This is a genomic window from Metabacillus sp. KJ11-3, from assembly GCF_055808295.1.
In genome coordinates this window covers 3,908,381-3,934,378 of the sequence record NZ_CM147865.1, presented here as the reverse complement: position 1 = coordinate 3,934,378, position 25,998 = coordinate 3,908,381, and the positions used below count along the sequence as shown (strand labels likewise).

General features: G+C 37.6%; 19 protein-coding genes, 1 tRNA gene and 2 pseudogenes. 16 read left to right on the top strand and 6 right to left on the bottom strand.

All coding sequences use genetic code 11. The features are described from left to right. Positions 1-89: 89 nt before the first annotated feature. The 6 genes from AC0L8O_RS19560 to AC0L8O_RS19535 all read left to right on the top strand — a co-directional run bounded on the left by AC0L8O_RS19560 (position 90) and on the right by AC0L8O_RS19535 (position 7,323). Positions 90-515 carry a hypothetical protein gene (locus AC0L8O_RS19560; protein WP_473444713.1) on the top strand — a complete coding sequence of 142 codons (426 nt, stop codon included), beginning with the start codon at positions 90-92 and terminating at the stop codon, positions 513-515. Beyond that, the gene (locus AC0L8O_RS19555) at positions 475-1,881 is read left to right on the top strand and encodes a sensor histidine kinase (protein ID WP_473444711.1); all 1,407 of its coding nucleotides are present in this window, start codon (positions 475-477) and stop codon (positions 1,879-1,881) included. Before AC0L8O_RS19560 ends, AC0L8O_RS19555 begins: the two co-directional genes overlap by 41 nt. After that, a complete protein-coding gene (locus tag AC0L8O_RS19550; protein ID WP_473444709.1) occupies positions 1,874-3,415 on the top strand; it encodes a response regulator in 1,542 nt (513 codons plus the stop codon). Before AC0L8O_RS19555 ends, AC0L8O_RS19550 begins: the two co-directional genes overlap by 8 nt. A gap of 241 nt (positions 3,416-3,656) precedes the next feature. Then, positions 3,657-4,628 carry an ABC transporter permease gene (locus AC0L8O_RS19545; protein ID WP_264143724.1) on the top strand — a complete coding sequence of 324 codons (972 nt, stop codon included), beginning with the start codon at positions 3,657-3,659 and terminating at the stop codon, positions 4,626-4,628. A 13-nt stretch (positions 4,629-4,641) separates the two neighbouring features. Further along, positions 4,642-5,559 (top strand): carbohydrate ABC transporter permease, encoded by a 918-nt coding sequence (locus AC0L8O_RS19540; RefSeq protein ID WP_473444706.1) that lies wholly within the window; start codon positions 4,642-4,644, stop codon positions 5,557-5,559. 96 nt (positions 5,560-5,655) lie between these two features. Further along, on the top strand, positions 5,656-7,323 hold the full coding sequence (locus AC0L8O_RS19535) for an ABC transporter substrate-binding protein (protein WP_473444704.1): 1,668 nt from the start codon (positions 5,656-5,658) through the stop codon (positions 7,321-7,323). 163 nt (positions 7,324-7,486) lie between these two features. Here the strand turns inward: AC0L8O_RS19535 and AC0L8O_RS19530 are convergent. The 3 genes and pseudogenes from AC0L8O_RS19530 to AC0L8O_RS19520 all read right to left on the bottom strand — a co-directional run bounded on the left by AC0L8O_RS19530 (position 7,487) and on the right by AC0L8O_RS19520 (position 11,403). Beyond that, positions 7,487-8,763, bottom strand: a pseudogene (locus AC0L8O_RS19530) (glycoside-pentoside-hexuronide (GPH):cation symporter). A gap of 292 nt (positions 8,764-9,055) precedes the next feature. Next, positions 9,056-10,579, bottom strand: coding sequence for an FGGY-family carbohydrate kinase (locus tag AC0L8O_RS19525; protein ID WP_473444702.1), 1,524 nt, complete (start codon positions 10,577-10,579; stop codon positions 9,056-9,058). 48 nt (positions 10,580-10,627) lie between these two features. After that, a pseudogene (locus tag AC0L8O_RS19520) lies at positions 10,628-11,403 on the bottom strand (SDR family oxidoreductase). A 222-nt stretch (positions 11,404-11,625) separates the two neighbouring features. On the opposite strand from AC0L8O_RS19520, the gene AC0L8O_RS19515 reads away from it, so the two are divergent. Both AC0L8O_RS19515 and AC0L8O_RS19510 read left to right on the top strand, forming a co-directional pair. Continuing rightward, the gene (locus AC0L8O_RS19515; RefSeq protein WP_473444700.1) at positions 11,626-12,750 is read left to right on the top strand and encodes an ROK family transcriptional regulator; all 1,125 of its coding nucleotides are present in this window, start codon (positions 11,626-11,628) and stop codon (positions 12,748-12,750) included. Positions 12,751-13,104: 354 nt separating this feature from the next. Further along, positions 13,105-13,767, top strand: a complete 663-nt coding sequence (locus tag AC0L8O_RS19510; protein ID WP_473444698.1) for a hypothetical protein — start codon at positions 13,105-13,107, stop codon at positions 13,765-13,767. An 816-nt stretch (positions 13,768-14,583) separates the two neighbouring features. On the opposite strand, the gene AC0L8O_RS19505 is transcribed toward AC0L8O_RS19510, so the two are convergent. Next, positions 14,584-16,185 (bottom strand): MDR family MFS transporter, encoded by a 1,602-nt coding sequence (locus AC0L8O_RS19505; RefSeq protein ID WP_473444696.1) that lies wholly within the window; start codon positions 16,183-16,185, stop codon positions 14,584-14,586. A gap of 325 nt (positions 16,186-16,510) precedes the next feature. Here AC0L8O_RS19505 and AC0L8O_RS19500 point away from each other — a divergent pair, with 325 nt between their 5' ends. Then, the gene (locus tag AC0L8O_RS19500; protein ID WP_473444694.1) at positions 16,511-16,780 is read left to right on the top strand and encodes a hypothetical protein; all 270 of its coding nucleotides are present in this window, start codon (positions 16,511-16,513) and stop codon (positions 16,778-16,780) included. Between the two features lie 77 nt (positions 16,781-16,857). Here the strand turns inward: AC0L8O_RS19500 and AC0L8O_RS19495 are convergent, their stop codons facing one another. Beyond that, a complete protein-coding gene (locus AC0L8O_RS19495) occupies positions 16,858-17,166 on the bottom strand; it encodes a hypothetical protein (RefSeq protein WP_473444692.1) in 309 nt (102 codons plus the stop codon). Positions 17,167-17,477: 311 nt separating this feature from the next. Between AC0L8O_RS19495 and AC0L8O_RS19490 the strand changes: the two genes are divergently transcribed. After that, positions 17,478-17,551: transfer RNA gene (locus AC0L8O_RS19490), tRNA-Gly, on the top strand. A gap of 110 nt (positions 17,552-17,661) precedes the next feature. Here AC0L8O_RS19490 and AC0L8O_RS19485 read toward each other — a convergent pair. Further along, positions 17,662-18,324 (bottom strand): B3/B4 domain-containing protein, encoded by a 663-nt coding sequence (locus AC0L8O_RS19485; RefSeq protein ID WP_473449043.1) that lies wholly within the window; start codon positions 18,322-18,324, stop codon positions 17,662-17,664. 92 nt (positions 18,325-18,416) lie between these two features. On the opposite strand from AC0L8O_RS19485, the gene queG reads away from it, so the two are divergent. From queG to yhbH, 6 genes are all read left to right on the top strand, one after another. Beyond that, positions 18,417-19,562, top strand: coding sequence for a tRNA epoxyqueuosine(34) reductase QueG (gene queG / locus AC0L8O_RS19480; RefSeq protein WP_473444690.1), 1,146 nt, complete (start codon positions 18,417-18,419; stop codon positions 19,560-19,562). A gap of 326 nt (positions 19,563-19,888) precedes the next feature. Beyond that, positions 19,889-20,785: an amidase domain-containing protein gene (locus AC0L8O_RS19475; protein WP_473444688.1), complete on the top strand. Its 897-nt coding sequence runs from the start codon at positions 19,889-19,891 to the stop codon at positions 20,783-20,785. Between the two features lie 69 nt (positions 20,786-20,854). Continuing rightward, positions 20,855-21,337: a tRNA (uridine(34)/cytosine(34)/5-carboxymethylaminomethyluridine(34)-2'-O)-methyltransferase TrmL gene (gene trmL, locus AC0L8O_RS19470; protein ID WP_102228173.1), complete on the top strand. Its 483-nt coding sequence runs from the start codon at positions 20,855-20,857 to the stop codon at positions 21,335-21,337. A 565-nt stretch (positions 21,338-21,902) separates the two neighbouring features. Further along, positions 21,903-23,885 (top strand): PrkA family serine protein kinase, encoded by a 1,983-nt coding sequence (locus AC0L8O_RS19465; RefSeq protein WP_473444686.1) that lies wholly within the window; start codon positions 21,903-21,905, stop codon positions 23,883-23,885. A 263-nt stretch (positions 23,886-24,148) separates the two neighbouring features. Further along, a complete protein-coding gene (locus tag AC0L8O_RS19460) occupies positions 24,149-24,307 on the top strand; it encodes a hypothetical protein (RefSeq protein WP_156931986.1) in 159 nt (52 codons plus the stop codon). Between the two features lie 326 nt (positions 24,308-24,633). Beyond that, positions 24,634-25,803: a sporulation protein YhbH gene (yhbH, locus tag AC0L8O_RS19455; protein ID WP_078435644.1), complete on the top strand. Its 1,170-nt coding sequence runs from the start codon at positions 24,634-24,636 to the stop codon at positions 25,801-25,803. Positions 25,804-25,998 lie beyond the last annotated feature (195 nt).

Here is a 25,998-nt window from a genome sequence, read left to right as displayed (position 1 = left end):
GGTATGGTAGAAAGATAACATTGCGCAATAAAATGTTTACGCTTACAATTAAATTTATATAAAATTTTAACGAAACAGCTGGTGTAATCATGAAATCTCTTATTCGATTGTTTAACAATATGAAAATACAATCAAAAATTGTCGTTTCCTTTATGGTTGCTGTGATGATTCCTCTTTTAATGGTAGGGATATTTTTAACACATGAACTGAGGTCAACGGCTCTTGAAGATGCAAAAGAGCAATCTGCTGCTAATGTGGAACGTGTGAAAAAGCGGACTGCCGAAGCATTGGAAAAGGCCATTTACGTATCAGATAATGTAACATTGGATCCTCAATTAGAACGAATTGTGAATACAACCTATCAAACAACTCAAGAAGTGTTCATCGCCTATGATTCTTACACAAAGTTTGCAGAATACAAGGAAACATTTAAAGAAATATCAAATATCAGTGCTTTATACAGAAAATACAACCATGCTGAACAACTGGGAGTTCATACCACAGTCAAATGTTGAGGTTAAGCCGTTTTGGTACCATTCGGCGGAACGGGCAAATGGATTAATTGGCTGGTTTTATTTACCGGATGAAACTAGAAATGATCAAGAATACTTAAGTTTGGTCCGCAATATTAAGTATTCGAATTACAAAACAAATGCCGTCTTGGTTATTAATATTAGAAATGACTACCTTTATGAGATTTTAAGCCAGGAACAATCGCCAATGATGGTTGTTGATGAAAACAATAATATTGTTGTTTCGAACCGTAAAGAATATATTGGCAAAAAACTTCTTGGTACAGTTGAGTCTGAAATACCTTTAGATGGAGCAACAGGTTCTTATAATGGAAAATTGGATGGAGAAGACGCTGAAGTCTTAATTGATACCCTATTGACAGATGATAGTCAAAATGAATTAAAATTTGTATCCGTGATTCCAAACAAAGTGATTATGGCTGATGCAGACCGGTTTGTGAAACATGGACTTTTGGTTATGGGAATTAGTTTAATTGTTGCATTGTTTTTGATTACCTTTTTTACAAAAATTTTATCTAACCGGATTATTACGTTAAATAGGCAAATTAAAAGGGTTGGAGAAGGAAACTTGGATGCGGTCATTCATGTACAAGGCTCAGATGAAATTGGCCTTTTGTCGAATCAAATTAATAAAATGGTGACAAATATTAAAGAATTGATTGATGAGGTTGAAAAGGTTCATATTGAAAAAAATATATTAGAAAAACGTCAGCAGGAAATTAAGCTGAAAATGATGGCAAGCCAAATCAATCCGCATTTCTTATTTAATGCGCTGGAGTCCATTCGCATGAAGGCACATATTAAAGGAGAAAAAGAGATTGCCAGTGTTGTAAAAGTACTTGGAAAATTAATGAGAAAAAGCATATCAGTCACAGGAGAAATGGTGCCGCTAACACATGAAATCGACCTAATAAAATGCTACTTGGATATTCAAAAATTTCGTTATGGCGACCGACTGGATTATCAATTAAAGATTGATCCAAAATCAGAGCAAATCTTGATTAATCCCCTCATCATTCAACCATTAGTTGAAAATGCTGTCATCCATGGATTAGAGAATAAAGAGAAAGATGGAAAAGTCATTGTTGAAGCAAAAGTAAATGAACATTCTTTAACTGTTTGTGTCTTGGACAATGGAGTCGGCATGAGTGAAGAAAAGCTAAAGTCCATCAAGGAAACATTAAAAAATGTTGATGATAATCGTGAGAACCGAATCGGCCTGCTTAATGTCCATCAACGGTTAAGCTTGACCTTTGGAGAGCAGAGCGGCCTTCAGATCGAGAGTCATCCTTCAACGGGAACAGAGATTTGCTTTGTGATCGATATAAGGGGGAATCTTCATGTATAAAGTATTAATTGTTGACGACGAACCGATGATTAGAGAAGGGTTATGCACACTAATTCCTTGGACAAGCTATGGTTTCGAAATAATAGATTCTGCATCAAATGGAAAAGAAGCACTCGAAAAGTACCGTAACCATCATTTTGATCTGATTATCGCGGATATCCGCATGCCGGAAATGAGCGGGATTACACTCATCGAAACAATCCGTGAACACGATAAGGATATCAATTTTATCATCCTAAGCGGGCATGCCGATTTTGAATATGCGAGAAAAGCAATCAGTGCCAGAGTCGTTGGTTATTTATTAAAGCCTGTTGACGAGGATGAATTAGTCGAATATTTGGAGAAACTAAAAAAGAGATTAGATCAACAGCATACACTAGATGAGCTGAAAATGAGTAACCAAACAGTCCTCAAAAATAATTTTATCCTCTCACTTTTGCATGAAAATACTGATCAGAAAGCAGTAGAGGACGAATTAATAGCTTGGCAGCTTAAGTCAAAGGAATATCAAATCATTCTATTTAAATTTTTATCTGCTAATAACATGGATATAGATGAAGTGAAGCAGCTCCTTGCTCATTCATTTGAACCTGACAGAGGCGCATTATTTAGCAATGATTCAGGAATCGGAATGATTCTAAAGGATATACCAAAAACACAGGAATCCTATCAATACCTACTTGAAACGATTAAAAAGATCGTGCATATCTATCAGCCCATTATAAGTATTAGTGAACTTGTGACTAGTATTGAAGACTTGTCAGAAGCATATCGGCAGGCGAATCGGTTACTTGAAGACCATTTCTTTTTTGAGGAAAGGGGATTCCTGAGTAAGGATTCGAAGCCAATTATCCCTCCGCAAGAGGTAAGAATGGAAAGAGCGGACGTCTATGAAGCAATCTTGGACTCTTATGCTGAGAAAATCTACTTTGCCATTGATATTGCGAGTCAGATGGGAATTGAAGAAAGATTAATAGAAATTGCCCAATTGCTTGTCAATGAACGATCGACTGAAGACCAAATAAAAAAATACTACTTTCGAATTCTATCATCCGTATTAAATAAATGCTTTGCCGAAAAACCCGAAATCCAATCTGTTCTGTCGGAAGTTTCGGAAAGTATGGTGGATATCTATAAGCAAACCAATCTGTCTCAACTAATAAACTATATTCAAAAGCTTTTGATGAAAATAATGAGCAGCTTAGAATATGGAGATCAGCATGACCAAATGAAACGGCTGGAAGACTTCATTCTAAGAAACTACCATAAACATTTAAAACTAGAAATGCTGGCAGAAATCTTTAACTATAACAGTGCGTATTTAGGCAAATTATTTAAAAATCACACAGGGGAATACTTCAACACCTACCTCGATAAAGTGCGCATCGAAAACGCTAAAAAATTACTTAACCAAGGGTTAAAAGTATACCAAGTCGCAGAACAAGTCGGATTCACAAATGTGGATTATTTTCATAACAAATTTAAAAAATACGTAGGCTCTTCTCCATCTACGTATCGGAAGAAAGTAAAGTAATTATCTATATGTGTATGAAATGTCCTTCATCGGAAGTGTGAGGGGCTTTTTTGTTTTTGTTGGGGAGGATTTGTCTTTCATTTGGGATGAAGGACATTTCGAGCGGTGCCAAACCGAGTGACGTCCTTCAACCATACTACACACCCATTATAAAATTTTTACATGATTTTACGTCTAATTTGTTAGGTACTTTCTCATTTTTGTATGCGTTATCATTTAGCTATAGATAAGGGGGGACGTAATGAAGGCGGTTGTTAAAAATACAGAAGCCAATGTAAAAGAGGTGTCCTTAAAGAGGAATAAGAGAAGCTTTTGGCAAACATTTGTACAGCAAAAGTACTTATATATGATGTCTGTCCCGTTTATAATTTTAGTTCTGATTTTTAATTATTTCCCTTTATGGGGATGGACGATGGCCTTTCAAGATTACAAGCCTGCACGATCTTTTACAGAGCAGGAATGGGTCGGACTTGAACATTTTATCCAATTATTTAGTGATGAGCGGTTTTATTTAGCCCTTCGAAATACGTTAGGTATGAGTTTGCTCGGATTAACAATCGGATTTGTGATGCCGATCATCTTTGCCGTATTGATTAATGAGGTTCGGATTAATTTTTTAAAGAGAACCGTGCAAACGATTACTTATTTACCGCACTTTGTTTCCTGGGTTGTTGTTGCAGGGATTGTTACGAAAATGCTATCCATTGATGGCGGTGTGATTAATGAATTGCTCATAAACGTGGGAATGATTGATAAGCCGGTTCAGTTTATGGCAAAGGGTGAGTATTTCTGGGGAATTGTTGTTGCAGCTGATATTTGGAAGGAAATGGGCTGGAATGCGATTATCTTTTTAGCGGCCATTGCCGGAATCGATCCACAGCTATATGAAGCGGCAAAAGTAGATGGTGCCGGAAGACTAAGAAGAATTTGGCATGTTACATTGCCGGGTATCCGTCCTACGATATTAGTTCTGCTTATTTTAAATATTGGTCATTTAACAACAATTGGATTTGAAAAGCAATTGTTACTCGGTAATCCGCTCGTTGTTGACTTTGCTGAAGTATTAGATCTTTATGCACTGAATTATGGTATCGGATTGGGACGTTTCTCTTACGGTACGGCGATTGGTATTTTCAACTCTGTTGTGAGCATTATTCTACTATTTATTGCAAACGGCATTTTTAAACGCTATGCAAATCAAAGTGTCATGTAAGGGAGGGAAAATTATGGCTACTAAAATGACAACATTCAGTCGAACGAAGCTTAATGAAAGAACATTTGATACAGTCATATATGTGTATTTAACATTAATCACGATTATGACCCTTTATCCGTTTTTAAATGTATTAGCCGTTTCATTGAATGAATCGGTTGATACCGTAAAGGGCGGCATTCATATATGGCCAAGGGAGTTTACTCTTGATAACTATAAAGAAATCTTTAAGTATGACAATTTAGTAACAGGCTTTATCAACTCAACTTCCAGAACGGTCATTGGAACGATACTGGGTGTGCTTTCATCGGCAATGGTTGCTTATACATTAAGTCGTGCTGACTTTCAAGGCAGAAAGCTCTTTTCTACAATTCTCGTCTTGACCATGTATTTTTCAGGTGGACTGATTCCCGGATACATGTTAATCAGAGATTTAGGTTTAATTAACAGCTACTATGTGTACATTATCCCGGGTATTGTGAATGCCTTTAATATTATTATTGTCCGGTCGTTTATCGATGGACTTCCATATTCGTTACAAGAATCAGCAAAAATTGATGGAGCAAATGATTTCACGATTTTTTGGAAAATTATTTTACCGTTATGTAAGCCTGTGTTAGCGACAGTTGCATTGTTTGTCGCGGTTGGGCATTGGAATTCCTGGTTTGATACGTATCTTTATAACAGTATGAATGAGGGATTAACGACATTACAGTATGAATTGATGAAAATATTGCAAAACACGTCAATGGGTAGTACAAATCCAGATGCGATGAAAGGTTTATCAACAGAGCAATTAAAAAGTGTCGTATCACCTGAATCAATTAAAATGGCCATTTCAATGGTGACGATTGTTCCAATCTTAGTTGTTTATCCTTTTGTGCAAAAGTATTTTGTACAAGGTATGACAATTGGTGCAGTGAAGAGTTGATCATCGTCAATTCTTTACTTTGAGGAGGTGAATCTTAAAGGTTTGTCTTGTATAAAGTGATCTTTTTCCTTAAACTATAAAAACATTAGGGGGTACATGATGAAAAAGCGTTCGATGAAAATGATGCTATTTTTGTTACTGAGTTTCGTGCTTGTTCTTTCAGGATGTAGTAGTAAATCGTCTTCAGATGAGGGTGATGGTAAAAAAGACGGTGTGACAGAGCTAACGTTATTTAGTGCTGATATCCATTCACAATGGGATGATATGCAAAGTCCGGTTAGTAAACTAGTGACAGAAAAAACAGGCGTTACACTTAATCCGGAGTTTGATGTAAATGGTGGAACACAAAAAATTGCGTTGATGGTGGCTAGTGGTGAATATCCTGACTTGATTGTTCCTAAAGGTGGAGCGGGAACACTTGTTGAAGCAGGTGCACTTATTGATCTTACCGACTTAATTGATGAACATGCACCAAATTTAAAGAAAATTTATGGTGACTATTTAAGCCGTTTAAAATGGAGCAATGATGATGAAAGTATCTATATTCTTCCTACAACGGCAATTGATCAACAATACTTTAACCCAAGTCATGGTGTAGGATTACAGCATGCAGTTGTAAAAGAATTAGGTTATCCGGAAATCAAGACATTAAAGGATTTTGAAAACGCTATCAGAGACTACAAAGAAAAGAACCCAACAATTGACGGCCAGCCAACTCTTGGTTTATCTCTTCTAGCAGATGACTGGCGTATCATGATTTCGACGACAAATCCGGCTTTCTGGTCAACAGGAGCATCTGATGATGGAGAATTCTATGTTGATCCTGAAACATATGAAGCGACATTCCATTACAAACGTCCAGAGGAAAAAGAATACTTCCGGTGGTTAAACCATATGAATGATGAAGGATTACTTGATCCTGAAAGTTTTGTACAAAAATATGATCAATATTTAGCGAAGCTATCATCTGGTCGTGTTCTTGGTATTATTGATGATGATTGGCAATTCGCTGAGGCACAACGTTCATTACGTGAACAAGGCAAGACAGATAAAATGTACGGTTTATACCCTGCAACACTTTCTGAAGATATCAAACATGCCAATTTCCAAAGCGCCGGTTACTTAGCTGGCTGGGGTATTGGGATCTCTGTTGATGCAGAAGACCCTGTAGCAGCGATTAAATTCCTTGATTTCCTAGCATCTGAAGAAGGACAAAATCTACAAAACTGGGGTATCGAAGGCGAACACTACGAAATAGTTGATGGAAAGCGTGTCATCTCTGAAGAAGAGCTGGATAAGAGAAATAACGATGCAAATTATGTAAAAGAAACAGGTATAGGTGTGTTAAAAGGCTTTGCACCGTCATATGGTGATGGAGTTGAGGATTCAACAGGACAAACCTATACAATCGCTTCACCGGAACAAGTGAAAGATTCATATACAGATGTTGAAAAAGAAGTGTTAACAAACTATGGAGTTGAAATGTGGAAAGATCTGTATCCACAAGCAGATGAGTTTCCTATTAAACCTTGGGGAGCAGCATTTAACATAACAGTTCCAGGAGATTCAGAATTAGCATTAATTGAGCAAAAAGTGTTAGATATTGTGAAGAAACGAATTCCTGAAGTCATTTTAGCAGACCCGGCAGATTTTGATAAACTATATGACAATTTCTTAGCTGAAATTGATAAAGCAGGAGCAAAAGATGCTGAAAAAATGCGTACTGACTTAATTAAGGATCGAGTTGAGCTTTGGAATAACTAAGAAAAGCGCGACGTCCTGTCGCATTGACTGCACTTGCACGTCCTGTGTGATCTAAGGCTAGGCGCTGGAGCTAGACACATACATTAAGGACAAAATTTTATACTAACTTACCTACTAAAATAAAGGACGGTTCACGATGAACCGTCCTTTTTGAGCTTCTATTTTAAAGATTAACTACATTCTGTTCTGTTAAGTCTCGTCGGCGTTCGAGTTCTTTACTCATTTCTTTTCGCTGACCGTCGAGTTTATAGAATAATGTCGTAATAATAATAAGCGCACAAAGCACTAAGGGTGTCCAAATAAAGCTGATTTCAATAAATTGAAGAGCAGTTGGTGTTTGTGTTGCATTTGGAACATATCCGCCTATACTTAATAGCAAACCAATAAAAGCACTTGCGAGTCCCATACTGCCTTTTACAAAAAAGCCTTGGAAAGCGGCAATCATTCCGGAAATACTTCTTTTTTCTTGTACTCTGAATAATCAATAACATCCGGCTGGATTGCAAATGTTGTACCGAAAATTCCATAGATGCCAAGACCTGTAACGGCAAGACCTGCAACAAGTAGTACAGCTGATGATTTTCCAAAATAAATCATTAAGTCTCCAACAATATAGATCGCGGTACTTAATAACAGAACGTTTTTCTTGGGCATAATCTTTTGAAGCAAAGGTAACAAAAATAACATGGGTAACCCGGATAAAATACCGAACAGCCCTACGAAAGTCAGCCAATCAGTACGTCCCAGATTATAGGTGAAATAATAAATAACGGTTGTATTTCTAATAACAAATAACGCAAAGTACAGGAAGTTTAAAATTAAGAAAATAAACGTTTGACCTGTCAGTCCTTTTAAGTCTTCTTTAATAGACGACTTACCAGGTTGAATGGATGGTGGAATAACTTCTTTTGTACTCATAAAGGTATAAACAAACAATATCATCGCTAATATACCGTAGAGTGTCATTGTAATCAGAAATCCTTTTTGTGTATCTCCTTGCCCGAAGAACTCTACTAACGGCATTGTAATGGACATAACTAAAGCGGTTCCAATTAATGCGCAAATCATTCTTGTTGAAACCAACCAGTTACGTTCATGAAGATCTGAGGTTAATCTTGGAACAATTGTATTTAATGGTATATTTACGACTGTATATGCTGTGCATAGCAAAGTATACGTAACATAAGCCCAGATGAGCTTTCCATTCCCACTGAAATCAGGAACAATAAATGTCATCACTGTAAAGATTGCAAACGGAATAGCTCCGATTAGAAAATAAGGTCTACCTTGTCCCCATCTTGTGTTTGTTCGATCAACCAAGATTCCCATCCCTGTATCTGTTAAAGCATCAATAATTTTTGTTACTAACATAAGTGTTCCTGCAGCAGCTGCTGTAATACCAAACACATCTGTATAAAAAAACATTAAGTAAGAAGCCATTGTGCTGAATACGAGGTTACAGCCTAAATCTCCAACACCGTATCCGATTCTTTTTGTCCATTGTTTCATGGAAATCACTTCCTTTTCTTTATCCTATAAAAGGTAGGCTATTTCTTTAAAGTTTGTTTCATAAAATAAGTATTCGGTAGGTTGATTTACGCTACAGGATGCTCGCTTTCCGTGGGGAGGCCTGTGGGATCTCACCTTTCCCGCCCACAGGAGTCTCACACCTTTCGCTTCAATCAACCTAAATGAAGCTAATAAAAGAATAATCTTTAAATGAAACCCAATATTAAGAGAGGGTTGTCAACGTTTTCATATCTTGCTTTAAATGTTGATAAATAGATTTATAGACTTTGTAATAGTCATTGTATTTTTCTTGATTTTCTTTATTAGGCATGATCTTTTCATCTAATACCTGCCATTTTTTCACGTCTTCATAAGAGAGAAGACCTGTTCCGATTCCTGCCAGCATGACATCTCCCATATTTGCTTCAACATCATGGACAGGGCAGACAACTGGATAGCCGGTAACATCCGCAAAGATTTGTCTCCATAGTTTAGACTTGGTAACACCGCCAGCAAGCAGGATATATTCGCCCAGATTTTCGCCGGTTGCTTCCATAGCATCACGTAATGAGAAGGCAACTGCTTCTAAAAATGCCCGATAAATATGAGCTTTTGAATGGGCTAGTGAAAGTCCGACAATCGTTCCTTTTGCATCTGAATCCCAAATTGGACTTCTTTCCCCCATAAAGTATGGAAGGACAATTAATCCTTCGCTGCCAGCCGGAATGTTGGCTGCTTGCTCATTCAAAACATCATAAGCATTTTTTCCACCTGCTTTTTCCTGCTCAATTTCGAATTGACACATGGTTTGACGGAACCATTTCACGATTGCTCCTGCTGTTGCTCCGCCTGAGAAGTAGTAAGATAACTTTTTCGCATCATAAAGGTAAGGCCAAACAATCAAATCTTTTCCCTTTACAGGTTTGTCAGAAATTAATGCAGCACACATCGAGGTTCCGATCGCTGCAGCATAAATACCAGATTCAAAGACTCCAAGTCCAATGTTAGCAGCACCACAATCGATTCCGCTTGCAATAACCGGCATTCCTTCTGGTAAGCCAAGACCAACGGCAGCCTCCTTCGTTAAGCCGCCAACAATATCCGTTGATTCTACGATTTTCTCCGGCATCATGGAGAGGGGAATCCCCATTTTATCCATCATTTCTTTGGACCATGTTCTGTTGTTCATATCGAAAATACCGCCGATATTTCCTGCAGAAGAGTAATCAATGGCAATTTCACCAGTTAGTTTATAGATGACATAGTCATTAGGTGGGAGAAAGAGCTTTGTTTTCTTCCAATTTTCCGGTTCATTGTTTTTCATCCATAGTATTTTTGTATATCCGTAGTAAGGATCTGCTCCATTATGGGTGATTTCCAGCAGTTTTTCTTCTCCAATTGTATCTAAGACCCACTTTGTTTCTACTTCTGCCCGGCGGTCCATCCAGATCATACAAGGACGGACAGGTTCCATTCTTTCATCAAGAGGGATTCCGGACCCGCCATAAAGGCCGCTAATTGCGAGTCCACGAATGTTTTCGGCTGGAATGCCTGACTTCTGTACGGTATTTTTAATGGAAGCTTTAGCAGCCTGCAACCATACTTCAGGCCATTGCTCAGCCCATAAAGGCTTTGGAGTCAAGACATCATATTCTTGTAAATCCTGAGCAATAAGGTTCCCGTCTGTATCCATTAAAATTGTTTTGGTACCCGATGTTCCGATATCTGTTCCAAGTAAGTAATTCATAGATAGTTGGTCTCCTTTTATAACAAAATATCATATTCTAGCAGACTGTTAAATAGCAGTAAATGCTCCGTCTATGACAAAGTCGGAACCTGTTGTAAAGCTGCTTGTGTCTCCTGCAAGATACACACAGATTGATTGAAGTTCTTCAGGTTTACCCATGCGTTTAAGCGGTGCCATCTCATTCCACTGCTGGATTAACGGTTGTAAGCTAGGGAATTCAATGTAAGTTCTGTTCCAATATAACCAGGGCTGATGCAATTCACGCGTACACCTCTTGTTGCCCATTCAACTGCCAGCGATTTTGTTAGCTGGATAACCCCCGCTTTTGACGCATTGTAAGAGCATTGCGGCTGTGGCACATTCACGATATGACCAGACATTGACGCTGTATTAATAATGGATCCGCTGCCTTGCTTAAGCATCACTTTTCCTGCAGCTTGTGCTGTTAAAAATACACCTGTTAAATTAATATCAATCACTTTTTTCCACTGATCAAATGTCATTTCTTCTGCTGGAATATTCATACAAATCCCTGCATTACAGAAGGCAACATCTAAACGGCCAAACGTATCAAGAATTTTCGCCATCATCTTGTCAACATCTTCAGGCTTTGTCACATCAGCTTGAATTGCAATCGCTTTAATTTTATTGTTTTTTTCCAGGTCTTCAGCTGTTTTCGTTGCTTCTTCAATATCCAAGTCAACAATGGCTATATCTGCGCCAGCTTCAGCAAAGGCAGTTGCTACGCTTTTCCCAATTCCTCTCGCTCCACCAGTCACAAAAATCTTTTTACCATCTAGTCGCATTCTTTCGATAATCCCCATTTTAATTGCTCCTCTCAATTTACATAAATCTATTTTGTAAAAACACTTTATAAAATTAATTTATATAATAAATCCTTTTTCTGTCACAGTCAACATGAATAAAATAAAAAAATGGCAAGAAGTATCTTGCCAAAGTTGTTTTTGTAAAGGTTTTTATGATATATTTTAATTAATTTAAATAAAGTATTTTTATAAAAACGTTTTGTTTAATGGGGTATTCATATGGACCAAAGCATCACACTTAAAGATGTTAAAAAAAGCAACTATTCATCGATCTATCATCTTATCTATCAAAATGGAAAGCTTTCAAAACAGGAAATTGCGAATCAGTTACGTCTAAGCTTACCGACCGTCACTCAAAATTTAGTTCGTTTAGAGAAAGAAAAATTAATTGAAAAAAGCGGACAATTTGAATCGTCGGTGGGAAGACGAGCAACTGCTTATGCTATATGTCCACAAGCCCGAATCAGCATTGGCGTAGAGATTCAAAAGAAAAAAGTGAGAATATTGGCGATCAATTTGATTGGCGGTACTTTTCAGAAAACAGAGCTGCCACTGGCTTATGCTAATGAAGAAAGCTATTATAATGAGTTAAGCTATAAAGTTCAGTCCTTTATTTCGGACCTTCAAGTAGAAAAAGAACAGGTGCTAGGTATCGGGTTTTCAGTACAAGCTCTAACCTCAATAGATGGGCAAAGTATTACGTATGGAAAAATTTTAAATTCTACTGGCGTAAATATTCATGTTTTTACAAAATATCTCGATTATCCTTGCATGTTTGTCCATGATGCTAAGGGAGCCGCAACAACAGAGTTATGGATGAGAAATGATATAGGTGATGCCATCTATTTATCAATCGGGATGCATCTGGGTGGAGCCATCATCATGAATGGTCAAATTGAGATGGGGAAAGAGGGCCATAGTGGTACAGTTGAACATATGACCATTGATCCTAACGGTCCATCATGTTATTGCGGGAAGAAAGGGTGTATGGAGACCTATTGTTCAGTGACCGCTCTTTTAAAAGAAGACGAAACGTTAGATTTCTTTTTTCAACAAGTCAGATCAGGCACCCCTTCCTATGTGGACAGGTGGAATGACTTCTTGGATTATCTAGCCTTTTCCATCAATAATATTCATCTCGTCCTTAATAGAGAATTCATTCTAGGTGGACATATTTCTCCTTACTTACAACAGACAGATCTTGATCGGCTCCATGAAAAGGTCTATGAAAAAACAGCTTTTCCAAGCAAAAGCCCGTTCATCCATATTAGCCAATCACCGGAAAATGGAGTCCCGATAGGTGCAGCAATACCGTTTATTAAGGAGTTTTTGAGTGCGATATAATTGAGACTTCAACGAAATTAGTTGAGGTCTTTTTTTGTATGTTCAGAAAATATAAAATTCTATACGTAGTTTTGGTGTCTAGCGCAAGCGCCTAGCCCCGAAGCACAGGACGTGCAAGTGCAGTCATTGCGACAGAACGTCGCGTTATTGATTGCCTCGAGGTCATAATCAACTCAGGAATTGAAGATAAAGAACGTCTTCTATTCCTAAGCGTCTTATTTGCCCTAGTCTGACCAAGGCGCTTGCGCTTTTCTAATTAAATCTTACAACTAACGAAACTTTTCTGCAAAACAGTTGATTTTTCTTCCAAATGTATTACGATATACGAAGGGTCATTAGAAAGGATGTCAAAAATTGAGAAATAAAATCATACTAGGATCTATTGCTATTATAATAATTGGTGTTAGTTTGTATTTGTTAAATCCTTCTAAAGATAATGAAGAGTTAACGACTGAAGGTTCGACAGAGGCAGAAGTGGAAGCAATGGCTGAAGTAGATGGAGAGGCAAAAGCTGCTGCTAAGGCATTGAACGAAGAAGAAGCAAAAGAGCTTGTAGCCAGTCAATTCGAATATTTCCAAGCAATCGTCAATGGTTCTTACTTTAAAAATGCAAGAAAAAATGGGCCACAAGATAATTATTCAGACAGTTGGGTTTCAGAAAGTGTAAAGGAAGAGCTGCATCAGCGTGCAGTGGAAATTGATGAACTTTTACCTGAACAAGCCAGTGATTCAATAAGCCAAGACCTGTTACAGGTTTTAATACAAATCAACCAAGCTTCCAGTCCTTTTGAGAGTCAGAAGAATATATACCGTGTATACAGAACACTTCTTGAACTTCATATTATTTTAAATGATTATACACTCGAAGAAATGTTCGATCCTAACGAAGATTGGGACCAGGTGTTCAATCAAACTGAGGAAGAAGAAGAAATAAAAAGTGAAGCCGAACTACAGGCAGAGCTTGAAAAAGCTGCAGCTGCAGGAGCAGATGTGGAAGTAGAGGCAAATGAGGAATAAAACGATAGATAAGTAAGGGGTCTGACTATGGAGGTCAGACTCTTTTTAGCGCTATTTTTACGATAGTTTCTTTTTCTATCAAAGGCTTTGCTCCTGATTGTGAGGCTATTCTAAGTAATTCAACCAACTTTTAACTTAATTCGACCACTTTTGACTAAAATTCAATCACTATCATAGTTTTATCAACCACACTCCATTTTGAGCCCCCTAAAAGTGGTGCCAATCAAAGGAATTCAACCACTTCTAAACTTAATTCGACCACTTTTGACTAAAATTCAACCACAATCATAGTTTTATCAACCACACTCCATTTTGAGCCCCCTAAAAGTGGTGCCAATCAAAGGAATTCGACCACTTATCAACTTAATTCGACCACTTTTGACTAAAATTCAACCACAATCATAGTTTTATCAACCACACTTCATTTTGAGCCCTCTAAAAGTGGTGCCAATCAAAGGAATTCAACCACTTCTAAACTTAATTCGACCACTTTTGACTAAAATTCAATCACTATCATAGTTTTATCAACCACACTCCATTTTGAGCCTCCTAAAAGTGGTGCCAATCAAAGGAATTCGACCACTTATCAACTTAATTCGTCCACTTTTGACTAAAATTCAACCACTATCATAGTTTTATCAACCACACTCCATTTTGAGCTCCCTAAAAGTGGTGCGAATCAAAGGAATTCGACCACTTTTGACTAAAATTCAATCACTATCATAGTTTTATCAACCACACTCCATTTTGAGCTCCCCAATAGTGGAGCAATCAAAGAAAAGAGGATGTGCAACCCGCACATCCTCTTCCACTAGTTTAAGATCGTTCAACCTCGACTTCCTGATTATCTTCCTCATCATTATTAGTTGTTCTGAGAGGAATTTCCTTTAAGAAAAGTGTCACAATAAAGGCCAATCCAATAATACCTGCACTTACAGTAAAGACAGTTGTTAATGAAGTGTTTAAGGCTTCTTTTAACACCTGAATAAATTGTTCAAAGAATGGTGCCATTTCAGCAGGTAATTCTGATTGAATGCTTTCTAGTTTTTCAGAATCCATTAATACTTGTGGATTTTGCAGTTGTGACATTGTTTCAGCCATTTCCGGCGGTGGAGTAGGAGCATTTTCTACCTGAGTGGTAGACGAAAGCTCATTTGCCATCTTATTACCCATAACAGAGCCGAGTAAAGCAACACCGACGGTTCCACCAATTTGCCTGAAAGTTTGCATAGCTGATGTAGCAACGCCAAGATATTTATGGCTGACCGCATTTTGGACCGTAATGTTAAAGACAGGCATGTTGACTCCAAGGCCAATTCCAACAACGATTAGTTGAAGAATTAATCTTGTTAGGGACGATTCCACCTGTAATGTGGAATTCAGAATTAAGCCGATTGCCATAATGATTAAACCAAGTAAAGCAAAGATCTTATATTTCCCTGTTTTTGTGATTAAATTACCGACAAGGATACTTGATGAAACCATCGCAATGGTCATGACCATCTCAACAAGACCCGATACTGTGGCTGATTCGCCTTGTACCCCTTGAACGTAAAAAGGAACATACATGATCGTTCCAAACATGCCCATACCCATCAGCATCCCCGCAATATTTGAAACGGTGAAAACACTGTTTTTAAAAAGATAAAGCGGCAGCACAGGACTTTTTACTTTTAGTTCAATAAAAATAAAGGCAAGTAAGGAGATAAGTGTTAATGAAAATAAGCCAATGATTTGAAAAGATGCCCATTCAAATTTATCTCCGGCCCAAGTGAAGCCTAATAATAATGAAACAATTGTAATTGTTAATGCAATAGATCCAAGAAAATCGATTGGTTCTTTTTCTTTTGCTTTTTGTGAAGGATATAGTTTTAAGATTAAGGCAAATGCGAAAAAACCGATTGGGAGGAACACCCAAAATATCCAATGCCAATCGAAGTTATCAACAATATAACCGCCGAGAGTTGGTCCAAATAAGCTTGATAATCCAAACACGGCACCAAGTAATCCCTGCCATCTTCCCCGTTCACGAGGGCTGAATAAATCACCAACTGTTGTAAACGCAGAAGACATGATCATTCCGCCGCCAAATCCCTGAAGACCGCGATACATAATAAGTTGAATAATATCATCAGAAGTTCCGCATAAAAATGCGCCGATCATAAAAATTCCAATACCGATTAAAATAAAGATTTTTCTTCCGTAAATATCGGAAAGCTTACCAACTAACATCGCCGTAATCGTAGAAGTTAACATATAGACGGTGAAAACCCAATCAAAGTACTCCATACCCCCGATTTGAGAGACGATTTTTGGCAAAGCTGTCCCGACAATTGTCATATTCACAGCTGCAAAAAACATTGCAGACATGATCGCAATCATAATCAGAACCTTTTGCCTGTTCTCCAAATGTTCCATAACATTCCTCCTCTTTCCCCTTTAAAAGATGTTGTTCCTTAAGTAAGGATGCTCTTAGAGATGTATATTACCCATAAATATGTATGCATCTTTAAAAATTCATTACCCTAGAATACCGATACTAGAAAAAAATGTTCATGAAGTCAACTATTATTTTCGGAAAGTATAAGTTTTTATTGATGATGTTTACACCATTAGGATATAGCGAAAAGCCAAGTTTTTCTAATGATTTTTATCATTTATTCATGTAATAGCTACATGAGCTTACTCCTTTTTCTACTATATAGAATATAGATAATAAAAAAGGTATAGAAGGATGATGAATATGAAGGAATCAGATAAGCTGCATGAACTTGAACAGAGAATCGTTGAATTGGAACAACAGCTTGAACATTTCGAAAAGTTTCATTCAAATCATCTGGATGAGAATGATGTACGTGTCGTAGTGGACAAGATCCTGATGGAAAAAAAGATTGCGTCACAAGAAGAAATTGACAGTAAAATCTATCAAAGTCATCTGCAATTAATTAAATGGATTATTGGGACGGGAATTAGTATAGGGGCAGCTTTATTAGGTATGTTTCAATTTTTTTAAGAAACTGCAAAGAAACGCTTGCCTCCAATATTAGTGAATGCAAGCGTCTATCGCAGTCAAAAGTTCAAAAATCTATATCAGTAGTAATAGTACCCACGAAATGGACCAACATTATTATTAAGAAAAGCTCCGCCGAGAAGACCTGCACCAAAGCCTAAAAGACCTGTCGTAAGCGGGTTAAATCCATAACCGCCAAAACCGGGACCATATCCCGGGCCATAGCCGTAACCCGGGTAGCCGCCACCACCAAAACCATATCCAGGGTATCCATATCCGGAACCAGGATAGCCTTGACCAGCATTATAACCATACCCTGCTCCCGGATAGTTATATCCAGGACTTCCATAGCCACCACCAAATCCAAAGCGTCCATTTCTATATCTCATGCTACCATCCTTCCCAAATGTTAATGATTTACTCTGTACTATATGTGAAGATCGGGAAATTGGGGAATATGTTTAGGAAGAATGGGCATCAGTTTAGGTATTGTCTATTAATGAAGGAAAATGTAGAAAAGAAACATGAATAAAAAGAATAAAAAAGGCAATAAATTAATAAAAAACGCTTGATTATTTATGAGACAAGATTTATACTTATAAAGTAACTTTTTACGACTGTTATCGACTTATTTCGACAAATCTCTTCAAAATCCTGTTGATATTTGAAAGGAGATTTGTTATAATAAATTACATGTTTTGCGGGTGTAGTTTAGTGGTAAAACCTCAGCCTTCCAAGCTGATGATGAGGGTTCGATTCCCTTCACCCGCTCCATACATATTGCTTACAACGCAGTGTCTCGTTTCTTAGATAAACGATGCATTGCGTTTTTTAATTGTCATAAATAGGAACTCTTCTTGATAAAGAGTTCCTTAATGACGAAACTAAATAATTTGATAAGACGCCGTGCCACCATGTATTTGTGTAAACATTGTAGACAATGCTTGTAAAAGCTGATCAGCTTCAATATGAGGCATGGATGGTTGTAAATAAACGATATGAAGTGCATTAGTTGTAGCAGTTGAAACAGCAGATCTTTTAGAATCGACATAAGGGCTGCCAAATGCTCCTTCGTTATCAGATGATAATAATTTTTTCGTTAACTGAACTTCCCGTTCGTTAATAGCTATATAGGAATCGTCTTCAGATCCGATTTTGATTGTTACGGGACCTGAAAGCTTGTCCAGATCATAAATTCCTAGTGGGATGCGATACTGTAACGAAAGAAAATTATTTAAATCTACAGCAGAATTAACAGGCTGAAGAAATTGCTGTTTTTGAACACGTCGATATAGTGCCTCATTTGAAGGACGATATCGATTTGGATCTGTTCCGATTGATTTGAAAACTTTTCTCCATTCACGTATTGCAGGGATCTCGGTGACTTTTTTATCTTCATAATCAAAGAAAAGAGATTCTTGAAACAACTGTAATCTCCCTTTTAACATTTGTGGGGAGTCTCCTACCTGGATATCTTGATAGTGCACAATAGCTATTTTAAAATCAGGAATGAGCTGTTTTAGCTTGTCCTGAACCGTAATTTCCATCATTTTATACCTCCACAATATAGTCTAGTTATTTTACCATAGTGTGAGTGGATGTTTCTGTATATAAGTCTCATAAAAAGGAGGGGAAGGCAATGAACATAGAACAATTGAAAAAAGAAGTGATTGAATACAGTAAACAGATCGGAATTGATAAAATCGGATTTACAACTGCAGATATGTTTGAAGAACTAAAGCAGCGCTTAGTAACACAACAGGAACTGGGCTATCAATCAGGTTTTGAGGAATCGGACATCGAAAAGCGTGTGAATCCAATAAAGTTGCTGCCAAAAGCAAGCTCGATTATATCCATTGCGTTGGCCTATCCTTCTAAAATGAAAAATGCTCCCAGAAGTACGAAAGAAGACCGACGGGGAATTTTTTGCCGTGCATCATGGGGAAAAGATTATCATGATGTATTACGTGATCGATTGACGAAATTAGAAGCTTTTATAAAAGAGAAGCTGCCTGATGCACAGATGAAATCAATGGTCGATACAGGTGAACTATCTGATCGTGCAGTGGCGGAACGAGCCGGTATTGGCTGGAGTGGAAAAAATTGTTCCATCATTACACCTGAGTTTGGATCTTTTGTATATTTAGGGGAAATGATTACAAATATTCCTTTTCCACCAGATCAACCGATCGAAAACCAATGTGGAAGCTGTACAAAATGCTTAGATATTTGTCCAACAGGAGCTCTTGTACAAGGTGGACAGCTTGATTCTACTAAGTGCATTGCGTTCCTCACCCAAACAAAAGGATTTCTCCCTGAACAATACCGAACAAAAATCGGTAATCGAGTTTATGGGTGTGATACGTGTCAAACAATCTGTCCAATCAATAAAGGGAAGGATTTTCATTTCCACGAAGAAATGGAGCCCGATCCTGAAATCGCAAAGCCGAAACTTAAGCCGTTATTAACGATAAGTAACCGTGACTTCAAGGAAAAGTTCGGTCATATCTCCGGTTCATGGAGAGGTAAAAAACCCCTCCAGCGAAATGCAATCCTGGCACTTGCTCATTACAAAGACACCACCGCTCTTGAAGACTTAGTCAAAGTCATGCACAAAGACCCAAGACCTGTCATAAGAGGCACAGCGGCGTGGGCCATCGGAAAAATCGGCGACACCACGATGGAACCTAAATTAAAAAAGGCTCTCGCAAATGAGAAGGATGACGAGGCAAAACAGGAAATTGAAAAAGGTTTGTCTTTTTTAGCTGAAAAAGCGGGGATATAAGGTGAAACTTCCACTATTTATGTAGATGTTTCGCCTTTTTTGTTTTGATAAGATTCATTGAATTAAAACTGAGCTGGTTGATTGGAGTGGAAGGTACGAGACTCCTGCGGGAGTGCGTGTTGATGGAAACCCTGCAAGTGCCAAAGTACTGAGGAGGCTCCAGAGACCACCCGCGGAAAGCAAGTACCTGCAACGGAAATCAACCCGGATTATTCCTGAACACTTTTTATAAGCAACAAAGTTTGTGAAAACAGTTAAATCACGACTATTTCCAATCAGTCACCTCATATCCTGTAATAACGACAAAATATGGTGGTGACAAAAACGTGAAACAACAACTCATAAATATAAACGAAGCCCGACTTCAAATGCTCATTAATGCTAAACACATAAAAAACGAACGAAATGACCAAGAACTGCAAGCAATTGAAAGAAAGCTACAATCTGCTCAAAAAAGAAAAACAGAAATTATCAAAGGTAACTCAAAAATCCAAATCATAAACGTGGACAAACGAACAGACCATTTAAATGAAGCAATATACGCTTGTCACAATAAATGGTTACATAAACAAAAAGATCTCTTTTACCTTGAAGAAAGAATCGAGTATCGAAAAGCAAGCTTCTATCAAGATGAGCTTGTAGATGACCAATTAGTCACATCTGAAGGAGAAAAAGATCGTTCAGATGCCCCGGTGTCTGAAGAAGTGAGAAACAAAGAAACTGATTTTCGTTACGACCGTATGGCTGCTGTACAATATGCCGAGCGGTGGTGGAACAGCAGCAATCCTCAATACAAAAACTTTGATGTGAACTGTACGAACTTTATTTCACAGTGCCTACATGCTGGCGGAGCCAGGATGAGGGGTTATCCGAACCGGTCAAATGGGTGGTGGATGCAATCGAATAACTGGAGCTATAGCTGGACTGTTGCCCATTCCATGAAGACATTTTTGTCTAACTCCAGAACGGGCTTAAGAGCAGAAGTTGTTTCTTCTCCTGAACAGCTAATGCCTGGTGATGTTATTTGCTATGATTTTCAAGGTGATGGACGTTATGATCATACAACATTTGTCGTTGCTAAGGATGAAGAGAATATGCCGTTAGTAAATGCACAAACTTATAATAGTCGAATGCGCTATTGGGCTTACGAAGATTCAACTGCCTATACACCAAATATCAAATATGCATTTTTTCGGATTCTCGATGATAACAGTTCGAAGTAACAATGGTATAATGACTAGTGGATTAAAATTAACAGGGAACACGTATCCCTTTTTACAGACTTAGATGAGGTGAAAAAATTGGCTTTACATGTCGTACTATATCAACCAGAGATTCCAGCAAATACTGGAAATATTGCACGTTCTTGTGCTGCAACAAATACAACTCTACATTTAATACGTCCACTGGGTTTTTCAACAGATGATAAAATGCTAAAGAGAGCCGGATTGGATTACTGGGAATATGTGAATGTTGTGTATCATGATTCACTTGATGAATTATTTGAAAAATACGCATCAGGTGAATTTTTCTTCTTAACAAAATTCGGTCAACAACCACACACAACCTTTGACTACAGTGATGTTGAAAAAGATTATTTCTTTGTTTTCGGAAGAGAAACAACAGGCTTGCCAAAAGACTTAATTCAAGCAAACATGGACAAATGCCTGCGTCTTCCAATGACAGACAAAGTTCGTTCCTTAAACCTGTCAAATACAGCTGCGATCTTAATTTATGAAGCATTAAGACAACAAAACTATCCGGGCCTTACTTAAAAAAATAAGGGAGATTCACGTGATACAGATCTTTATAAAAGATCAATCAAGTGAATCTCCCTATTTGTGTTCATTATTTTTTTACGCCCGGCTTTGACTCGTAGCCAGCTGTAAAAATTGCCGTAAGGAATGCTAAGCTAACACCTAAAATGAGAATGAAACCCATCGGTTTACCTCCTTGAATTGTTCAAAGTTAAGGATACCTATTATGTATAGTTTCCCTCTTCTAGCTAGTTTTTATTATAACCCAATCGGAAGTTGATGTGAATGCGTAACCAATTTTTTCGTTAAGGAATTTGTTTAAGTTTTGGAGTTTCTTTCATAAGGATGAAAGAAAAAGGGGGATCGAGGCTATGCGAAATGTCTTGATTAAATGTATGAATGAAAAAAGTAGGACCGAGACCAATTGAAATGTCTTTCATCAGGAGTATAAAAGACAAAAGTAAGACAGATTCAGTCAAGAATGTCTTTCATCTAAAGAATCAAGAGAACCCCCCTCATCATTGTGCAATAAAGACAAATCAAAACTACCTCCACTTAAAAAGATTCAACCTTTTTCCCTCCAATGAAGAATGTTAAAGGACATCCTCGCATAAAGTGTATTAAACTGCACGAGTTAGTCACAAGTACGACCAATGATGAAGGAGGTCCTTATGGATATCTTAAAAAAATTGAAAAGTACAGGGAAGATGAACAGCGCTTAAAGTGGGAAGGAACCTTCGTAGAGTATTTGGATATTGTAAAAGAAAAACCATGGGTTGCCCAATCAGCACATTCCAGGGTTTACAATATGATAAAAGATGCTGGAATTGAAGAAGTTGATGGGAAACGTACTTATAAGTTTTTTGATCATCAGTTATATGGATTAGAAGATGCTCTTGAAAGATTGGTAGAAGAATATTTTCACCCTGCTGCCAAACGACTGGATGTTAGAAAGCGGATTTTGCTCTTAATGGGTCCGGTAAGTGGTGGTAAATCAACATTAGTGACAATGTTAAAAAGAGGATTGGAGTCGTATTCTTTAACTGACCGCGGTGCAGTGTATGCGATTAAAGGTTGTCCAATGCATGAAGATCCGCTTCATTTAATTCCACATCATTTACGTGAAGATTTTTATGATGAATATGGAATTCGAATTGAAGGTAACTTATCGCCGCTTAATGTGATGAGATTAGAGCAAGATTATGGTGGCCGAATTGAAGATGTTCGCGTTGAGAGAGTCTTCCTATCTGAAGATAAACGTACTGGTATCGGTACCTTCAGTCCATCAGATCCAAAGTCACAGGATATTGCCGACTTAACTGGAAGCATTGACTTCTCGACGATCGCAGAATATGGTTCTGAGTCGGATCCCCGTGCGTATCGTTTCGACGGAGAGTTAAACAAAGCGAACCGCGGAATGATGGAGTTCCAAGAGATGTTAAAATGTGATGAAAAGTTTTTATGGCATTTACTTTCTCTTACACAAGAAGGGAATTTCAAAGCAGGTCGATTTGCGTTAATCTCAGCTGATGAGCTTATTGTGGCACATACGAATGAAACCGAGTATCGCTCGTTTATTTCGAATAAAAAGAACGAAGCCCTTCATTCGCGGATTATCGTTATGCCGGTTCCATACAACCTGAAGGTCACGGAAGAAGAGCGCATTTATGAAAAAATGATCTCAGAAAGTGATGTATCAGATGTTCATATTGCTCCACATACGTTAAAGGTGGCTGCTATGTTCACGATTCTAACCCGCTTAAAAGAACCAAAGCGTGGAGATATCGATCTAGTGAAGAAAATGAGATTGTATGATGGAGAAAGTGTGGAAGGCTTTAACTCTGTTGATGTGAATGAGCTTAGAAAAGAATACAATGATGAGGGTATGTCCGGTATTGACCCGCGTTATGTCATCAATCGTATTTCTTCTACTATTATTCGTAAAGAAGTACCATCTATTAATGCTCTGGATGTATTAAGAGCACTAAAAGAAGGTCTTGATCAGCATGCCTCTATTTCGAATGAAGATCGTGAAAGATACTTAAACTTCATTTCGGTTGCACGTCAGCTTTACGATGATATGGCGAAAAAAGAAGTTCAAAAAGCATTTGTTTATTCATATGAAGAGTCTGCTAAAACGCTTATGGACAATTATCTGGATAATGTGGAAGCATATTGTAATAAAAATAAACTTCGCGATCCATTAACTGGTGAAGAAATGAATCCGGATGAAAAATTAATGAGATCCATCGAAGAGCAAATCGGCATTTCAGAAAATGCTAAAAAAGCATTCCGTGAAGAAATCTTAATCCGAATTTCTGCTTATGCCAGAAAAGGAAAACGATTTGATTACAATTCACATGAGCGCTTACGTGAAGCAATTCAAAAGAAACTATTTGCAGACCTAAAAGATGTAGTGAAAATTACAACATCATCGAAAACACCAGACGAGCAACAGCTTAAGAAAGTCAACGAAGTTGTCGCACGCCTCATTGATGAGCACGGCTACAACTCAAACTCTGCAAATGATTTACTTCGCTATGTCGGAAGCTTATTAAATCGATAAATATGTCCAACACCTCCCCATGCTGCTGGCAGAAACTTGTCAGCTTTTCTTTTTAAAGAGAGTGGCTGAAAAAGTTGGCAAAGTGGTTGAAATATGATTAAAAGTGGTTGGAAAAGTTAGCGGAATGAACGAAATATTGTTCGCAATGAATGGAAAAACGAGTGTAATGGTTGATATCCGTAGGAACTATCACCCTTCGTGTAAGTTTACCCTCAATAAAAAGCGGGAATAGAAAAACAAATGTCACAAGAGGTGATAGACGAATGAAAAAAGTTGTAAATACAATGGTACGTAACCAAAAAGATCTGGAAGAACAGTCAAAGATGATGGAAAAAATGCAAACAAATAAACAAGTTAAAGAAAATGGTAAAATTCCAGATCCAATTCAATATGAAACGAATAGTAAAGAGAGTTCGCAGTAAATGTAACTCTCTTTTTTGTACTATCAAAAGTATATAAATTTTATGGATGATTGTATAAGAAAAACTTGTCCAATATAGGTTTGGGACCTTGTCTTATTTTTAAAGATTACCGTTTTATTTTCTAAATTATTTGTCAATAAATTAAATCTTTCGCATAGGATAGAGTAATCCACAGAAATCGACGGAGCTAGTACGTATCTATTTACTCATCCACGTTAATGTATGCTGATCATTTGAAAAATGTGACACTTATTTTTAAAACGATTGAAAAATGGCAAAACACGGGCAATGAATTTAATAAAATTACCGGAGGGGGAATTGTTTATATGTCTAGTCAAGAACAAAACTTTGTTGTTTCACAAGAAGATTGGACCCTCCATCGCAAAGGCCATGATGATCAAACACGCCATCAAGAAAAAGTACAAGAAGCTATTCGTAACAACCTTCCAGACCTTATCACAGAAGAAAGCATTGTCATGTCAAATGGGAAGGATGTAGTGAAAATTCCAATTCGTTCACTCGACGAATACAAAATCCGTTATAACTATGATAAAAATAAGCATGTTGGCCAAGGTGATGGGGAGAGTCAGGTCGGTGATGTTGTTGCGAGAGATGGATCACAAGCAGATGCGAAGGGTCCCGGCAAAGGTCAGGGAGCAGGAGACCAAGCTGGAGAAGATTACTATGAAGCGGAAGTTTCCATATTAGAATTGGAGGCAGCGTTATTTAAGGAGTTAGAGCTTCCAAATTTAAAACAAAAAGAACGCGACAATATTGTCATTGAAAATATTGAATTTAATGATATAAGACGAACCGGGTTAATGGGCAATGTTGATAAAAAACGTACCATGCTTTCTGCCTATAAACGAAATGCTATGGCAGGAAAGTCCAAATTCCATCCAATCTATCCAGAGGATTTAAAATTTAAAACATGGAATGAAGTTGTGAAACCAGAGTCCAAAGCTGTTGTGATCGCGATGATGGATACGAGCGGCTCGATGGGGTTATGGGAAAAATATATGGCACGAAGCTTTTTCTTCTGGATGACAAGATTCCTGCGAACAAAATATGAAAAAGTGGATATTGAATTTATCGCCCATCATACCGAAGCAAAAGTTGTATCAGAAGAGGATTTCTTTTCAAAAGGTGAAAGTGGAGGTACCATCTGTTCTTCTGCCTATCGAAAAGCACTTGAAGTCATTGAAGAGAAGTATAGTCCAGCAAGATATAATATTTATCCATTTCACTTCTCAGACGGTGATAATTTAACATCAGATAACGCACGGTGTGTCAAACTTGTTGGCGAACTCATGAAGGTTTCAAATATTTTTGGTTATGGAGAAGTTAATCAATACAACCGTCACTCAACCCTAATGTCCGCATATAAAAATATTAATGATGAGAATTTCCGCTATTATATCCTCAAACAAAAAGCAGATGTTTTCCAAGCGATGAAAAGTTTCTTTAGGAAAGAAGAAAACGAAATGTATGCTTAACAAGTAAGCCCCAAATAAAATTGGGGCCTCTTCTTTGTGAAAAATCATTATATTAGAAGAACAGGGTTGATGGAAACTATTGGAGAAAATGTTTCTTAAGGGATTTTTTCAAAGGAGCAAGCGAAGGAATCAGTTGTCCTTCTCCCTATCAAATGGCATTTGAAGTAACCCAAAAAGGTAACATTATAGGTAATA

Excerpts from the sequence above, each read along its gene's own strand:
- AC0L8O_RS19550 (WP_473444709.1), top strand. The coding sequence starts at position 1,874 with ATGTATAAAGTATTAATTGTTGACGACGAACCGATGATTAGAGAAGGG.
- yhbH (WP_078435644.1), top strand. The coding sequence starts at position 24,634 with ATGTCTAGTCAAGAACAAAACTTTGTTGTTTCACAAGAAGATTGGACC.
- AC0L8O_RS19460 (WP_156931986.1), top strand. The coding sequence starts at position 24,149 with ATGAAAAAAGTTGTAAATACAATGGTACGTAACCAAAAAGATCTGGAA.
- AC0L8O_RS19540 (WP_473444706.1), top strand. The coding sequence starts at position 4,642 with ATGGCTACTAAAATGACAACATTCAGTCGAACGAAGCTTAATGAAAGA.
- AC0L8O_RS19545 (WP_264143724.1), top strand. The coding sequence starts at position 3,657 with ATGAAGGCGGTTGTTAAAAATACAGAAGCCAATGTAAAAGAGGTGTCC.
- AC0L8O_RS19560 (WP_473444713.1), top strand. The coding sequence starts at position 90 with ATGAAATCTCTTATTCGATTGTTTAACAATATGAAAATACAATCAAAA.
- AC0L8O_RS19495 (WP_473444692.1), bottom strand. The coding sequence starts at position 17,166 with ATGAGATATAGAAATGGACGCTTTGGATTTGGTGGTGGCTATGGAAGT.
- AC0L8O_RS19465 (WP_473444686.1), top strand. The coding sequence starts at position 21,903 with ATGAAGAATGTTAAAGGACATCCTCGCATAAAGTGTATTAAACTGCAC.
- queG (WP_473444690.1), top strand. The coding sequence starts at position 18,417 with ATGAACATAGAACAATTGAAAAAAGAAGTGATTGAATACAGTAAACAG.
- AC0L8O_RS19500 (WP_473444694.1), top strand. The coding sequence starts at position 16,511 with ATGAAGGAATCAGATAAGCTGCATGAACTTGAACAGAGAATCGTTGAA.
- AC0L8O_RS19555 (WP_473444711.1), top strand. The coding sequence starts at position 475 with ATGCTGAACAACTGGGAGTTCATACCACAGTCAAATGTTGAGGTTAAG.
- AC0L8O_RS19485 (WP_473449043.1), bottom strand. The coding sequence starts at position 18,324 with ATGGAAATTACGGTTCAGGACAAGCTAAAACAGCTCATTCCTGATTTT.
- AC0L8O_RS19505 (WP_473444696.1), bottom strand. The coding sequence starts at position 16,185 with ATGGAACATTTGGAGAACAGGCAAAAGGTTCTGATTATGATTGCGATC.
- AC0L8O_RS19535 (WP_473444704.1), top strand. The coding sequence starts at position 5,656 with ATGATGAAAAAGCGTTCGATGAAAATGATGCTATTTTTGTTACTGAGT.
- AC0L8O_RS19525 (WP_473444702.1), bottom strand. The coding sequence starts at position 10,579 with ATGAATTACTTACTTGGAACAGATATCGGAACATCGGGTACCAAAACA.
- AC0L8O_RS19515 (WP_473444700.1), top strand. The coding sequence starts at position 11,626 with ATGGACCAAAGCATCACACTTAAAGATGTTAAAAAAAGCAACTATTCA.